At 63.6% G+C, this 13,680-nt stretch carries 11 protein-coding genes; 9 read left to right on the top strand and 2 right to left on the bottom strand.

Annotation, left to right across the window (positions count from 1 at the left end; translation table 11 throughout):
* Positions 1-177 precede the first annotated feature (177 nt).
* Positions 178-1,554: an OprD family porin gene (locus PSEK12I1_RS0105210; RefSeq protein ID WP_027600872.1), complete on the top strand. Its 1,377-nt coding sequence runs from the start codon at positions 178-180 to the stop codon at positions 1,552-1,554.
* Positions 1,555-1,614: 60 nt separating this feature from the next.
* Here the strand turns inward: PSEK12I1_RS0105210 and aguA are convergent, their stop codons facing one another.
* Together aguA and PSEK12I1_RS0105200 are read right to left on the bottom strand one after the other, a co-directional pair.
* Complete coding sequence (gene aguA, locus PSEK12I1_RS0105205; RefSeq protein ID WP_027600871.1) at positions 1,615-2,712, bottom strand: agmatine deiminase; 1,098 nt, start codon at positions 2,710-2,712, stop codon at positions 1,615-1,617.
* 140 nt (positions 2,713-2,852) lie between these two features.
* Positions 2,853-4,229 carry a glutamine synthetase family protein gene (locus PSEK12I1_RS0105200; protein WP_007160769.1) on the bottom strand — a complete coding sequence of 459 codons (1,377 nt, stop codon included), beginning with the start codon at positions 4,227-4,229 and terminating at the stop codon, positions 2,853-2,855.
* Between the two features lie 406 nt (positions 4,230-4,635).
* Here PSEK12I1_RS0105200 and PSEK12I1_RS0105195 point away from each other — a divergent pair, with 406 nt between their 5' ends.
* From PSEK12I1_RS0105195 to PSEK12I1_RS0105160, 8 genes are all read left to right on the top strand, one after another.
* Complete coding sequence (locus tag PSEK12I1_RS0105195; protein ID WP_027600870.1) at positions 4,636-5,385, top strand: gamma-glutamyl-gamma-aminobutyrate hydrolase family protein; 750 nt, start codon at positions 4,636-4,638, stop codon at positions 5,383-5,385.
* Positions 5,386-5,419: 34 nt separating this feature from the next.
* Positions 5,420-6,778 (top strand): glutamine synthetase family protein, encoded by a 1,359-nt coding sequence (locus PSEK12I1_RS0105190; protein WP_027600160.1) that lies wholly within the window; start codon positions 5,420-5,422, stop codon positions 6,776-6,778.
* Between the two features lie 22 nt (positions 6,779-6,800).
* On the top strand, positions 6,801-8,159 hold the full coding sequence (locus PSEK12I1_RS0105185) for an aspartate aminotransferase family protein (protein WP_027600869.1): 1,359 nt from the start codon (positions 6,801-6,803) through the stop codon (positions 8,157-8,159).
* 105 nt (positions 8,160-8,264) lie between these two features.
* Positions 8,265-9,362, top strand: a complete 1,098-nt coding sequence (locus PSEK12I1_RS0105180) for a polyamine ABC transporter substrate-binding protein (RefSeq protein WP_007160773.1) — start codon at positions 8,265-8,267, stop codon at positions 9,360-9,362.
* A gap of 149 nt (positions 9,363-9,511) precedes the next feature.
* Positions 9,512-10,570 carry a polyamine ABC transporter substrate-binding protein gene (locus PSEK12I1_RS0105175; protein WP_169853377.1) on the top strand — a complete coding sequence of 353 codons (1,059 nt, stop codon included), beginning with the start codon at positions 9,512-9,514 and terminating at the stop codon, positions 10,568-10,570.
* Positions 10,571-10,624: 54 nt separating this feature from the next.
* Complete coding sequence (gene potA / locus PSEK12I1_RS0105170; protein WP_027600163.1) at positions 10,625-11,779, top strand: polyamine ABC transporter ATP-binding protein; 1,155 nt, start codon at positions 10,625-10,627, stop codon at positions 11,777-11,779.
* On the top strand, positions 11,776-12,684 hold the full coding sequence (locus tag PSEK12I1_RS0105165; protein WP_037006730.1) for an ABC transporter permease subunit: 909 nt from the start codon (positions 11,776-11,778) through the stop codon (positions 12,682-12,684). Before potA ends, PSEK12I1_RS0105165 begins: the two co-directional genes overlap by 4 nt.
* A gap of 82 nt (positions 12,685-12,766) precedes the next feature.
* Positions 12,767-13,663 (top strand): ABC transporter permease subunit, encoded by an 897-nt coding sequence (locus PSEK12I1_RS0105160; RefSeq protein ID WP_027600164.1) that lies wholly within the window; start codon positions 12,767-12,769, stop codon positions 13,661-13,663.
* The last annotated feature ends 17 nt before the right edge of the window (positions 13,664-13,680 follow it).

Here is a 13,680-nt window from a genome sequence, read left to right as displayed (position 1 = left end):
GTGGCAGGGACCCTGTGCTGGAGGTCGCAACTTAAAAGTCGACCAGGCCCGGGATAATTCTCCAAATTGAAACAAAAGCCCTCTAGCTTTCCCTTCCGCACGGCCCGTCGGGCATACCACCAGCAGGCGCTGACACCTCTGGTGGCCGCATAACAACGATTCACCCCTGGAGCACACATGGTCAAGAAGCCACTGGTGGTCGCGGTCTCCGCGGCCTGTCTGAACCTGTCCGTCATCGCCGCTGCCCACGCTGCCGGCTTCGTCGAAGACAGCAAAGCCACCCTCAGTCTGCGTAACTTCTACATCAACACAGACAACCGCAACGGTACTGCCAATCCTTCCCGCGTGATGGATTGGGGTCAGGGGTTCCTGCTTAACTATCAGTCCGGCTTCACCCAGGGCACCGTCGGTTTCGGTGTTGATGCAATCGGCATGCTGGGTCTGCGTCTGGACAGCGGTGGCAAGGCCAACGGCGCCAGCGGTGGCAGCGTGCAGAACGGCACCATGTTCCCGCGTGATACCGATAACAGCGCCGTTGACGAGTTCTCCAATGTCGGCGCTACTGCCAAGATGAAGATCTCCGAAACCGAGTTCCGCTACGGCACCCTGATGCCGAAGCTGCCGGTCGTGGTCTCCAACGACGGTCGCCTGCTGCCGCAGACCTTCCAAGGTGCTCAAGTCACGTCCAAGGACATCAAGAACGTGACCCTGACCGCCGGCCAGCTCGAGCGTGCCAAGAACCGTAACTCCACCGACGAAGACGATCTGTCCATCGCCGGTTCCAACGGTGCCGCGAATGCCGCCCTGCGTCGCAACAGCGATCATTTCCGCTTCGTCGGTGCCGACTACAAGGTCACCAAAGACCTGACCCTGCAGTACTACTTCGGTCAGCTGGAAGACTTCTACAACCAGCACTTCCTGGGTCTGGTGCACAGCGTCAAGCTGGGCGACGGTACCTTCAAGACCGACTTGCGCTATTTCGATAGCAACAGCCAGGGCGAAAACCGCAAGGCCGACAGCACCGGCCTCTACGTGTCCAGCGGCTACTACGGTGGTACCCGTACCACTGGCGAGATCGACAACCGCCTCTACAGCGGCCTGTTCACCTACTCGATCTACGGCCACACCTTTGGTCTGGGTTATCAGGGCAGCAACGGCAACAGCGCCTTCCCCTACCTGAACGAGAACGGTGGCGCTTCGACCTATGCCATCACCGATATTCAGATCAACAACTTCACCCGTTCCGGCGAAGACACCTGGCAGGCTCGCTACTCTTATGACTTCGCTCAGCTGGGCGTCAAGGGTCTGACCGCTGGCGTCATCTATCAGCGCGGTGACAACATCCGTACCCGTACTGGCGACGCCATGGAATGGGAACGCGACCTGACCGTCAGCTACGTCATCCCAGAAGGCCAGCTGAAAGGTCTGGGCTTCACCTGGCGTAACGCCATGCTGCGTTCCGACCTGCCGGCCGTTTCTCAAGCCGGTGTACCGGGCCAGCGTGACGTTGACGAAAACCGTCTGATCGTCAGCTACACCCTGCCGCTGCTCTAAGCCGCGCTCAGGTCAAGAAAAAGCCCGTCGCGAGACGGGCTTTTTCGTTTCCGCCGGAAATCAGCGACCGGTCGGCTGCTGCTGGGTGATGCAGTGGATGTTGCCACCGCCGAGCAGGATCTCGCGGCCGGGAACCTGCACCACCTCGTGCTCCGGGAAGCAGGCCTGCAGGGTGCGAAGGGCCTCGGCATCCTCGGGGACGCCAAAGGTCGGGGCGATGATGCCTCCGTTGACGATCAGGAAGTTGACGTAGGACGCGGCCAGCCGCTCGCCGGCCCGGCGTGGCTGAGTGCCAAGGCAGGCATCCACGTCACGGCATTCCTCATCGCTGGCGAACAGCGGGCCCGGAGTAACGATCCGATGCACCTTGAAGGTGCGGCCGCGGGCATCAGTTTCGCGTTCCAGCACGGCCAGGGCCTCGCGGCAGCGGCTGTAGTTGGGATCGGCCTGGTCGTCGCACCAGCTCAGCAGCACCTCGCCCGGGCGCACGTAGCAGCAGAAGTTGTCCACGTGGCCGTTGGTCTCGTCGTTGTAGAGACCGTGGGGCAGCCAGATGACCTTGTCCACCGCCAGGTAGTCGCTCAGGTAGCGCTCGATCGTCTCGCGATCCAGGTGCGGATTGCGATTGGCGTTGAGCAGACATTCCTCGGTGGTGATCAGGGTGCCTTCGCCATCGACATGGATGGAGCCGCCTTCGAGGACGAAGTCCGGGGTGCGGTAGCCCGGCAGATTCTCGATCGCCAGGATTTTGCCCGCCACCTGGTCATCGCGCTGCCAGGGGAAATAGAGGCCGCCATCCAGGCCACCCCAGGCGTTGAAGCTCCAGTCCACCCCGCGCACGCCGCCCTGGCCATCGCTGACGAAGGTCGGGCCGGTGTCACGACACCAGGCGTCGTCATTGCTGATTTCCACCACGCGGATATGCGGATGCTGCAGGCGGGCACGGGCATTCTCGTATTGCTGCGCCGAGGCGCCGACGGTTACCGGCTCGAAACGGGCGATGGCTTGGGCGACGGCAGTGAAGGCGGCCTGGGCGGGTTTGCCGCCCAGGCGCCAGTTGTCCGGGCGCTCGGGCCAGACCATCCAGATCTGGCGCTGGTCGGCCCATTCGGCCGGCATGTGGAAGCCGTCGGCACGCGGCGTGGTGAGGGTGGTCATGGCGAGGCTCTCCGTCCAGAGTCGTCGTGGGCTGATAAGGGAAAGATCGAAAGGGCGCCGCCGGCGTGAACACGCGCAGGGCGCCAGAGGTACTGCAGAACAGCTGCCGACCGGTGCGGGACCGGTCGGCAGGCTGGCGCTTATACGGTGTGCAGGTACCAGTTGTACTCGAGGTCGGAGATGGAGTGCTCGAACTCCTCCAGCTCGTGTTCCTTGCACGCGACGAAGATGTCGATGTACTTCGGATCGATGTACTCCGCCATCACCGAGCTGTCGTCCAGGTAGCGCAGGGCATCGCGCAGGTTGTTCGGCAGGCTCTGCTCGTGCTGCTCGTAGGAGTTGCCCTCGGTGACCGGACCAGGCTCGATCTGCCGGGTCAGGCCATGGTGCACACCGGCCAGGACGCCGGCCAGCAGCAGGTAGGGGTTGGCGTCGGCGCCGGCCACCCGATGCTCGATGCGGTGCGCCTCGGGCGTGCCGGTGGGGACGCGCAGGGCGGTGGTGCGGTTGTCCAGGCCCCAGCTCGGCGCATTGGGCACGAAGAACTGCGAGCCGAAGCGGCGATAGCTGTTCACGTTGGGGCAGAGAAAGGCCATGCAGGCGGGTAGGGTCTCGAGCACACCGCCGATGGCATGACGCAATGCGGCGTTCTGCTCGGGATCCTCGCCGGCAAAGATGTTGCGGCCTTCCTTGTCCAGCAGGGAAATATGCACGTGCAGGCCATTGCCCGCCTGGCCCGGATAGGGCTTGGCCATGAAGGTGGTGTCCATCTCATGGTCATAGGCGACGTTCTTGATCAGGCGCTTGAGCAGCACGGCGTAGTCGCAGGCCTTGATCGGATCGGCGACGTGGTTGAGGTTGACCTCGAATTGCGCCGGAGCTGATTCGGCGACGATGGCGTCGGCCGGAATGCCCTGCGCGCGGGCGCCGTCGATGATGTCCTGCAGGCAGTCCGCGTATTCGTCCAGATCGTCCATGGAGTAGACCTGGACCGACTGGGGGCGCTTGCCGGAAATGGGCGAACGCGGCGGTTGCGGGCGGCCGTTGATGTTCTCCTGATCGATCAGATAGAACTCCAGCTCGAAGGCGGCGCAGACCGTGAGGCCGAGCTCATCGAAACGCTGGACGACCTGGCGCAGCACTTCGCGGGGGTCGGCGAAGAAGGGCTCGCCTTCCATCTCGTGCATGGTCATCAGCAGCTGCGCGGTGGGGCGCTTCTGCCAGGGCTCCATGGAGAGGGTGTCGGTGATGGGGAAGCAGACGCGGTCGGCGTCGCCGATGTCGAGGCCGAGACCGGTGCTTTCGACGGTGGAGCCGGTGATGTCGAGGGCGAAGAGCGAAGCGGGGAGGTTGATTCCTTTCTCGAAGACTTTGGGCAGATTGTTGCGCTCGATGCGTTTGCCACGCACCACGCCATTCATATCCGCAATCAGAAGATCGACGAACTGGACCTCAGGGTGTTCCCTGAGGAAGTCGGTCGCTTCATCCAAACGAACGGCACGCGGGGGTACCGACATGATGAAACACCTTTGCTTTTGGCTGCGCTCGACAAAACGGTTAGCGCCTGATGCGCCTGTTTGCCCAGTGGGCCAACCGCAGTGAGGGCACGAGTGCCCGCTGTCGATCCGACAGCGACCTGAGAGTACGGTCTCGCCTGCGCTCCGACGCTTTGTCAGCGCCCCTGTTAAAAATATCAATCAGCGGAGTTACCACCCTGGAGTCAATCCGAAAGGCGGACCAAAGTCAACTGGAGGCAGCCCTGCTCGGAGGTGGTGCGCAGGCGCCTGTTTTTGGCGCATTTGGCGGGGCTGAAACACCTCTGTTTCGCCGCTTCTGTGCAGAATCTCGAAACTTTTTGCCGGTGGTTGTGAAAAATAACGAACAAGACTAGGCTCGGATGATTCCTGTTCAACCCGGTGCCCCATGTCCGCGCTGCCCCTCATAGGTGTCACAGCCTGTACCAGGCAACTAGGCCTGCATCCCTTTCACATCGCTGGCGACAAGTATCTGCGCGCGGTGGTGGAGGGGGCCGAGGGCATGCCGCTGGTGATTCCGGCCCTGGCCGACCTCATCGCCACCGAGGCCCTGCTCGAGCGCCTGGACGGTCTGCTGTTCACCGGTTCGCCCTCCAATGTCGAGCCCCATCACTACCAGGGCGCGCCCAGCGAGCCCGGCACCCTGCATGACGCGGCCCGCGATGCCGTGACCCTGCCGCTGTTGCGCGCCGCCGTGGCGGCAGGCGTGCCGGTGCTGGGCATCTGCCGTGGCTTCCAGGAAATGAACGTGGCCTTTGGCGGCAGCCTGCACCAGAAGGTGCACGAGGTCGGTTCCCTCATGGACCACCGCGAACGCGGCGAGACCCTGGAGGAGCACTATGGCCTGCACCATCCGGTCGAGGTCCGGCCGGGTGGCCTGTTCGAGGCCCTCGGCCTGCCGGCGCGCTTCGAGGTGAATTCCATCCATGGCCAGGGCATCGACCGCCTGGCGCCAGGATTGCGCGCCGAGGCGCTGGCCCCCGACGGCCTGATCGAAGCCGTCTCGGTCCGCGATGCCCGCGCCTTCGCCTGCGGCGTGCAGTGGCACCCGGAATGGAAGGTGCGCAGTCACCCGGTCTATCTCGCCTTATTCGAGGCGTTCGGCAAGGCCTGCAAGGCGCGCGCTGCCGAGCGCTGATGCTGTTCACCCCGCTCGAACCTTCGAGGTCTTTATGAGCACCCCGCTTGACCGGCTCACCGCCTGGTTGAAAGAACGCAAGATCACCGAAGTGGAATGCCTGGTCGCCGACCTGACCGGCATCGCCCGCGGCAAGATTTCCCCCACTGCCAAGTTTCTCAACGAAAAAGGCATGCGCCTGCCGGAGAGCGTGCTCCTGCAGAGCGTGACCGGGGACTATGTCGACGACGACATCTACTACGAACTGCTCGACCCGGCCGACATCGACATGCACTGTCGCCCGGACGATCGCGCGGTGTTCCTGGTGCCCTGGGCACTGGAGCCCACCGCCCTGGTGATCCACGACACCTACGACAAGCGCGGCATCCCCATCGAGCTGTCGCCGCGCAACCTGCTCAAGAAGGTGCTCAAGCTCTATGCCGAGCATGGCTGGCAACCCATCGTCGCACCGGAAATGGAGTTCTACCTGACCAAGCGCAGCGACGACCCCGACTATCCGCTGCAGCCGCCGGTAGGCCGCTCCGGGCGCCAGGAAACCGGGCGCCAGTCCTTTTCCATCGATGCCGCCAACGAATTCGATCCGCTGTTCGAAGACATGTACGACTGGTGCGAGGCCCAGGAACTGGATCTGGATACCCTGATCCACGAGGAAGGCACCGCACAGATGGAGATCAACTTCCGCCACGGCGATCCGCTGCACCTGGCCGACCAGATCTTCGTCTTCAAGCGCACCCTGCGCGAGGCGGCGCTCAAGCACAACGTCACCGCCACCTTCATGGCCAAGCCCATGACCGGCGAGCCCGGCAGTGCCATGCACCTGCACCAGAGCGTGGTGGATCTCAAGACCGGCAAGACGGTGTTTTCCAACCCCGATGGCAGCATGAGCGAACTCTTCCTGCACCACATCGGTGGTCTGCAGAAGTACATTCCCGAGGCGCTGCCGCTGTTCGCCCCAAACGTGAATTCCTTCCGCCGCTTCCTGCCCGACACCTCGGCGCCGGTCAACGTGGAGTGGGGCGAGGAGAACCGTACCGTGGGCCTGCGGGTGCCGGATTCCGATCCGCAGAATCGCCGGGTGGAGAATCGCCTGGCGGGCGCCGATGCCAACCCCTACCTGGCCCTGGCGGCCAGCCTGCTGTGCGGCTATCTGGGCATGATCGAGAACGTCTCGCCCAGCGCGCCGGTGCAGGGGCGTGGCTACGAACGTCGCAACCTGCGCCTGCCGCTGACCCTGGAAGCCGCCCTGGAGCGCATGGAGCAGTCGGCCACCCTGGAACGCTATCTGGGGAGTCGCTTCACCCGCGGCTATGTCGCGGTGAAGCGCGCCGAACACGAGAACTACAAGCGCGTGATCAGTTCCTGGGAGCGGGAATTCCTGCTGCTCAGCGTCTGACCGCGATCCGAGGAGAGGCTTCGTGAACACCTTTACCACCGCCCATTGGCAGGACCTGAGTCGCCGGCATCTGCTGGCGCCCTTCACCGACTATCGCCAGCTCAACGAAAAGGGCGCGCGCATCATCACTCGCGCCGAGGGCGTGCACCTCTGGGACAGCGAGGGTCAGCGCATCCTCGACGGCATGGCCGGACTCTGGTGCGTCAACGTCGGCTACGGCCGGGAAGAGCTGGTCGAGGCGGCTAGCCGCCAGATGCGCGAACTGCCCTACTACAACCTGTTCTTCCAGACCGCCCACCCGCCGGCGCTGGAGCTGGCCAAGGCCATTGCCGAGCTGGCGCCGGAGGGCATGAACCACGTGTTCTTCACCGGTTCCGGCTCGGAGGCCAACGACACCGTGCTGCGCCTGGTGCGCCATTACTGGGCGACCAAGGGGCAGCCGGAGAAGCGCGTGGTCATCGGTCGCTGGAACGGTTACCACGGCTCGACCCTGGCCGGGGCCAGCCTGGGTGGCATGGCGGCGATGCACGAGCAGGGCGGTCTGCTGCCCGACATCGTGCACATCCCGCAGCCCTACTGGTTCGGCGAAGGCGGCGAGATGAGTCCCGAGGAGTTCGGCATCTGGGCGGCCGATCAGCTGGAGCGGAAGATCCTCGAGGTCGGGGAAGAGCGCGTCGCCGCCTTTATCGCCGAGCCCATCCAGGGCGCCGGCGGGGTGATCGTGCCGCCGGAAAGCTACTGGCCGCGGGTGCGCCAGATCCTCGCCAAGTACGACATCCTCTTCATCGCCGACGAGGTCATCTGCGGCTTCGGCCGTACCGGCGAATGGTTCGGCAGCCAGTACTACGGCAACGCTCCGGACCTCATGCCCATCGCCAAGGGGCTCACCTCCGGCTACGTGCCCATGGGCGGCGTGGTGGTGCGCGACGAGGTGGTCAGGGTGCTCGACGAGGGCGGCGAGTTCTATCACGGCTTCACCTATTCCGGGCATCCGGTAGCGGCCGCCGTGGCCCTGGAAAACATCCGCATCCTGCGCGACGAAGGCATCGTCGACCGGGTTCGCAGCACCACGGCACCCTATTTGCAGAAACGCTGGGCGGAGCTGGCCGACCACCCGCTGGTGGGCGAGACCCGTGGCGTCGGCATGGTGGCGGCGCTGGAGCTGGTGCGCGACAAGAAGACGCGGTCGCGGTACGAGGGTGGGGCGGGCATGCTCTGTCGCGAGCACTGCTTCCGCAATGGCCTGGTGATGCGCGCGGTGGGCGATACCATGATCATCGCGCCGCCGCTGGTGATCACGCCCGAGTCCATCGACGAGCTGGTTACCCTGGCGCGCCTGAGCCTCGATCAGACCCATGAGCTGCTGCGCCAGCGTGGCTAATGGCCGGCAAGGCTTGAGCGCGGCGGCGGACCTTGCCAGACTGCGCGCGGGCGCTGGCCGCGCACCGAATCAAAAGACCAACGATGACTTGAGGAGCACCACCGCATGAATGTTTTTGGCAAGACTCTTCTAGCGCTGAGCCTGGCCGGCCTCTTTGCCGGTAACGCCTCGGCAGACCCCAAGGTCCTGCACGTCTACAACTGGAACGACTACATTGCCGAAGACACCATCGCCAACTTCGAGAAGGAGTCGGGGATCAAGGTGGTCTATGACGTCTACGACAGCAACGAGACCCTCGAGGCCAAGCTGCTGGCCGGCCGTTCCGGCTACGACGTGGTGGTGCCGTCCAACTCCTTCCTGGCCAAGCAGATCAAGGCCGGCGTCTACCAGCCGCTGGACAAGTCCAAGTTGCCCAACTACAGCAACCTGGACCCGCAGCTGATGAAGACCCTGGAAGTCAGCGATCCGGGCAACCAGTACGCCATCCCCTACCTGTGGGGCACCATCGGCATCGGCTACAACCCGGCCAAGGTCAAGGCCGCCCTGGGCGACAATGCCCCGGTGGATTCCTGGGACTTGATCTTCAAGCCCGAGAACCTCTCCAAGCTCAAGGGCTGTGGCGTGGCGGTGCTGGATTCGCCCACCGAGATCATTCCCGCCGGTCTGCACTACCTCGGCTACAAGCCGGATAGCCAGGATCCCAAGGAGATCAAGGCGGCCGAGGACCTGTTCCTCAAGGTGCGTCCCTACATCACCTATTTCCACAGCTCCAAGTACATCTCGGACCTGGCCAACGGCAACGTCTGCGTGGCGGTCGGCTATTCCGGCGACATCGCCCAGGCCAAGGCCCGCGCGGCCGACGCCAAGAACGGCGTGACCGTGGCCTACAACATTCCCAAGGAAGGCGCTGGCACCTTCTTCGACACCATGGCCATTCCCAAGGATGCCGAGAACCCCGAGGGGGCGCTCAAGTTCATCAACTACATCATGGAGCCCAAGGTGATCGCAGCGGTCAGCGACTACGTGCAGTATCCCAACGGCAACAAGGCGGCGACCCCGCTGGTGGCCGAAGAGATCCGCACCAACCCGGGGATCTATCCGACCCAGGAAACCATGGCCAAGCTGTACGCCTTCCCGGATCTTCCGGCCAAGACCCAGCGTCTGATGACTCGTACCTGGACCACCATCAAGTCCGGCAAGTGAGTTCTGCCGCCGCGTGCGGCTGACAGGACGGCACGCCGGAGTCACTCCGGCGTGCCGTACGTCTGTATGGACCGCTGAAAGGGTGTCGTCGCCGATGCCCACCATGAAAGGAGCCGCCCGTGCTTTCGTTGCGTAAAACCCTGCTGGCCATGACCACCCTGACCGTCATGGGAACCGCCGTCGCCGAGCCGACGGTACGCGTCTACAACTGGAGCGATTACGTCGGCGAGACCACGCTCGAGGATTTCCAGAAGGCCACCGGCATCACCCCGGTCTATGACGTCTTCGATTCCAACGAAACCCTCGAAGGCAAGCTCCTGGCCGGCCATACCGGCTATGACGTGGTGGTGCCCTCGAGCAACTTCCTGGCCAAGCAGATCAAGGCGGGCGCCTTCCAGAAACTGGACAAGAGCCAGCTGCCAAACTGGCAGAATCTCGATCCGGCATTGCTCAAGCAGCTGGAAAAGAGCGATCCGGGTAACCAATACGGCGTTCCCTACCTGTGGGGCACCAACGGCATCGGTTACAATGTCGACAAGGTCAAGGCCGCGCTGGGCACCGACAAGCTCGATTCCTGGGCCATCCTGTTCGAACCCGAGAACCTCAAGAAGCTGAGCAAGTGCGGCGTCTCTTTCATGGATTCGCCCGATGAGGTCTATCCGGCAGTACTGCAATACCTGGGACTCGATCCCAACAGCACCAACCCCGACGACTACAAGAAGGCCGAGGCGCAGCTGCTCAAGGTGCGGCCGTACATCACCTATTTCCATTCCTCCAAGTACATCTCGGATCTGGCCAACGGCAACATCTGCGTGGCCTTCGGCTATTCCGGCGATGTCTTTCAGGCGCGTTCGCGTGCCGAGGAAGCGAAGAAGGGCGTCAACATCGGCTACGCGATTCCCAAGGAGGGCGCGAACCTCTGGTTCGACCTCCTGGCCATCCCCAAGGATGCCAAGAACGTGAAGGAGGCCCATGCCTTCATCAACTATCTGCTGCAGCCCGAGGTCATCGCCAAGGTCAGTGACTATGTCGGCTACGCCAACCCCAATCCCAAGGCGGGCGAGCTGATGAATGCCGAGCTGCGGCAGGACGAGACCGTCTATCCGCCACAGGCGGTGATGGACAAGCTGTACGTCATGAAGGAGCTGCCCCCGCAACTCCTGCGCTTGGAAACCCGCAGCTGGACGCGGGTCAAGTCCGGCAAATAACCAACGCTAAGCGGACCGGCCCGGCCGGTCCCCGATTTTCCTGGGGAGATGTACATGGCGACCGCCACCAGTGCCTTCAAGAAAGCCGCCACCGGCGACAAGAAAGCCAAGGAAGTCCTGGTCAAGATCGACCGGGTCACCAAGAAGTTCGACGAAACCGTCGCTGTCGACGACGTCTCCCTGACCATCAACAAGGGCGAAATCTTCGCCCTGCTCGGCGGCTCGGGTTCGGGCAAGTCGACCCTGCTGCGCATGCTGGCCGGTTTCGAACGGCCGAGCGAAGGGCGCATCTTCCTCGATGGCGTGGACATCACCGACATGCCGCCCTACGAGCGGCCGATCAACATGATGTTCCAGTCCTATGCGCTGTTCCCGCACATGAGCGTGGAGCAGAACATCGCCTTCGGGCTCAAGCAGGACAAGCTGCCCAGGGCCGAGATCGAGGCCCGCGTGGCCGAGATGCTCAAGCTGGTGCACATGACCCAGTACGCCAAGCGCAAGCCGCACCAGCTCTCCGGTGGCCAGCGCCAGCGGGTGGCCCTGGCGCGCTCCCTGGCCAAGCGACCCAAGCTGCTGCTGCTCGACGAGCCCATGGGCGCGCTGGACAAGAAGCTGCGCTCGCAGATGCAGCTGGAGCTGGTGGAGATCATCGAGCGCGTGGGCGTGACCTGCGTGATGGTGACCCACGACCAGGAAGAGGCCATGACCATGGCCGAGCGCATCGCCATCATGCACCTGGGCTGGATCGCCCAGGTGGGCAGCCCCATGGACATCTACGAGACCCCGGCGAGCCGGCTGGTCTGCGAGTTCATCGGCAGCGTCAACGTCTTCGACGGCGAGCTGACCGACGACGGTGCCGACCACGCCATCATCCAGAGTCCGCAACTGGAACGGCCGATCTACATCGGCCACGGCATCAGTACCCGGGCTCAGGAAAAGCAGGTCACCTTCGCCCTGCGTCCCGAAAAGCTGCTGATGGGCACCAGCCTGCCGGCGGATCACGAGCATCCCGACTACAACTGGTGCAGCGGCACCGTGCAGGACATCGCCTACCTGGGCGGTCACTCGGTGTACTACGTGCGCCTGGCCTCCGGCCATCTGGTCCAGTGCTTCATCGCCAACGCCGAGCGCCTCGGCAAGCGACCCACCTGGGATGACGCCGTGGTGGTGTACTGGGAAGACGACAGCGGCGTGGTACTGCAAGCATGACCAGACCTCCCTTGCTCAAGCGCCTGCTCGATGGCCGCCGCCTGACCATTGGCGTGCCCTTCGTCTGGCTGTTCCTGTTCTTCCTGCTGCCGTTCCTGATCGTGCTCAAGATCAGCTTCTCGCTGGCGGACGTGGCCATCCCGCCCTACACCGAGCTGTTCAGCTACGCCGATCAGCAACTGGATATCGCGCTCAACTTCGGCAACTACCTGATGTTCGCCGACGATCCGCTGTATCTGGATGCCTATCTCGGTTCGCTGAAGATGGCCGGCATCAGCACCCTGATCTGCCTGCTGATCGGCTATCCCATGGCCTATGCCATCGCCCGGGCCAGTCGCGAGAAGCAGACGGTCCTGCTGCTGCTGATCATGATGCCGACCTGGACCGCCATTCTCATCCGTGTCTATGCCTGGATGGGGCTGCTGTCCACCAACGGCCTGATCAACAGCTTCCTGATGAATCTGGGGATCATCAGCAGTCCGCTGCAGATGCTCAACACCAACTTCGCGGTGTACCTGGGGATCGTCTATTCCTATCTGCCGTTCATGATCCTGCCGCTGTTCGCCAACCTGGTGAAGCATGACCTGACCCTGCTGGAAGCCGCTGGCGACCTGGGCGCCAGCCGCTTCACCAGCTTCTGGAAGATCACCGTGCCGCTGTCCAAGAACGGCATCATCGCCGGCTGCATGCTGGTGTTCATTCCGGCGGTGGGCGAGTTCGTCATTCCCGAGCTGCTGGGTGGCCCGGAGACCCTGATGATCGGCCGCGTGCTCTGGCAGGAATTCTTCAACAACCGTGACTGGCCGGTGGCGTCCGCCCTGGCGGTGGTGATGCTGCTGATCCTCATCGTGCCCATCGTGCTGTTCAACAGAAACCAAGCCAAGGAACTGGAGGGCAAGCTGTGAGCCAGAAAGCCGCTCTGTGCCCATCGTGCTGTTCAACCGGCTCTCCAATCTGGAGCCGAGCCAAGGAACTGGAGGGCAAGCTATGAGAGGCCTCAAGTTCACCAACCTGATGCTGGTGCTCGGACTGCTGTTCATCTACCTGCCGATGGTCATCCTGGTCATCTACTCCTTCAACGAGTCGCGCCTGGTGACCGTCTGGGGTGGCTGGTCGGTGAAGTGGTACGTCGGGCTGCTGGACAACAGCCAGCTTATGAGCGCGGTGTTCCGCTCCCTGGAGATCGCCTTCTACACGGCCATCTCCTCGGTAATCCTCGGAACGCTGGCGGCCTTCGTGCTGACCCGCATCCCGCGCTTCCGCGGCCGCACCGTCTTCGGCGGCATGGTCACGGCGCCGCTGGTGATGCCCGAGGTGATCACCGGTCTGTCATTGCTGCTGCTGTTCGTCTCCATGGCCCAGCTGATCGGCTGGCCGCAGGATCGCGGCGTGACCACCATCTGGATCGCCCACACCAGCTTCTGCTCGTCCTATGTGGCGGTAGTGGTGTCGGCGCGGCTGCGCGAACTGGACCTGTCCATCGAAGAGGCGGCCATGGACCTGGGCGCCCGGCCGTGGAAGGTGTTCCTGCTGATCACCATTCCCATGATCGCGCCGTCGCTGGCGGCGGGCGGCATGATGTCCTTCGCCCTGTCGCTGGACGACCTGGTGCTGGCGAGTTTCGTGTCGGGCCCCGGCTCGACCACCCTGCCGATGGAGGTGTTCTCGGCGGTGCGCCTGGGTGTGAAGCCGGAGATCAACGCCATCGCCAGCCTGATCCTGCTGGCGGTCTCGCTGTTCACCTTCTTCGCCTGGTACTTCACCCGCCGCGCCGAGAAGAAGCGCCTGCAGGGGCTGCAGGAAGCCATGGATGCCACGGCCTCGGAGATCACCCAGCGCGAGCGCGAAACGGCGACCCTCACGGCGCCGCCAGCCAGCAGCTAGGTGTCCTGGAAAAGGCG

Source organism: Pseudomonas sp. MOIL14HWK12:I1 (assembly GCF_000510705.1).
Taxonomy (GTDB): Bacteria; Pseudomonadota; Gammaproteobacteria; order Pseudomonadales; family Pseudomonadaceae; genus Chryseomonas; species Chryseomonas oryzihabitans.
Note: the sequence above shows the minus strand (reverse complement) of the source record. Positions and strands in the feature narration are given on the sequence as shown.

Excerpts from the sequence above, each read along its gene's own strand:
- PSEK12I1_RS0105210 (WP_027600872.1), top strand. The coding sequence starts at position 178 with ATGGTCAAGAAGCCACTGGTGGTCGCGGTCTCCGCGGCCTGTCTGAAC.
- aguA (WP_027600871.1), bottom strand. The coding sequence starts at position 2,712 with ATGACCACCCTCACCACGCCGCGTGCCGACGGCTTCCACATGCCGGCC.
- PSEK12I1_RS0105200 (WP_007160769.1), bottom strand. The coding sequence starts at position 4,229 with ATGTCGGTACCCCCGCGTGCCGTTCGTTTGGATGAAGCGACCGACTTC.
- PSEK12I1_RS0105195 (WP_027600870.1), top strand. The coding sequence starts at position 4,636 with ATGTCCGCGCTGCCCCTCATAGGTGTCACAGCCTGTACCAGGCAACTA.
- PSEK12I1_RS0105190 (WP_027600160.1), top strand. The coding sequence starts at position 5,420 with ATGAGCACCCCGCTTGACCGGCTCACCGCCTGGTTGAAAGAACGCAAG.
- PSEK12I1_RS0105180 (WP_007160773.1), top strand. The coding sequence starts at position 8,265 with ATGAATGTTTTTGGCAAGACTCTTCTAGCGCTGAGCCTGGCCGGCCTC.
- PSEK12I1_RS0105175 (WP_169853377.1), top strand. The coding sequence starts at position 9,512 with ATGACCACCCTGACCGTCATGGGAACCGCCGTCGCCGAGCCGACGGTA.
- potA (WP_027600163.1), top strand. The coding sequence starts at position 10,625 with ATGGCGACCGCCACCAGTGCCTTCAAGAAAGCCGCCACCGGCGACAAG.
- PSEK12I1_RS0105165 (WP_037006730.1), top strand. The coding sequence starts at position 11,776 with ATGACCAGACCTCCCTTGCTCAAGCGCCTGCTCGATGGCCGCCGCCTG.
- PSEK12I1_RS0105160 (WP_027600164.1), top strand. The coding sequence starts at position 12,767 with ATGAGAGGCCTCAAGTTCACCAACCTGATGCTGGTGCTCGGACTGCTG.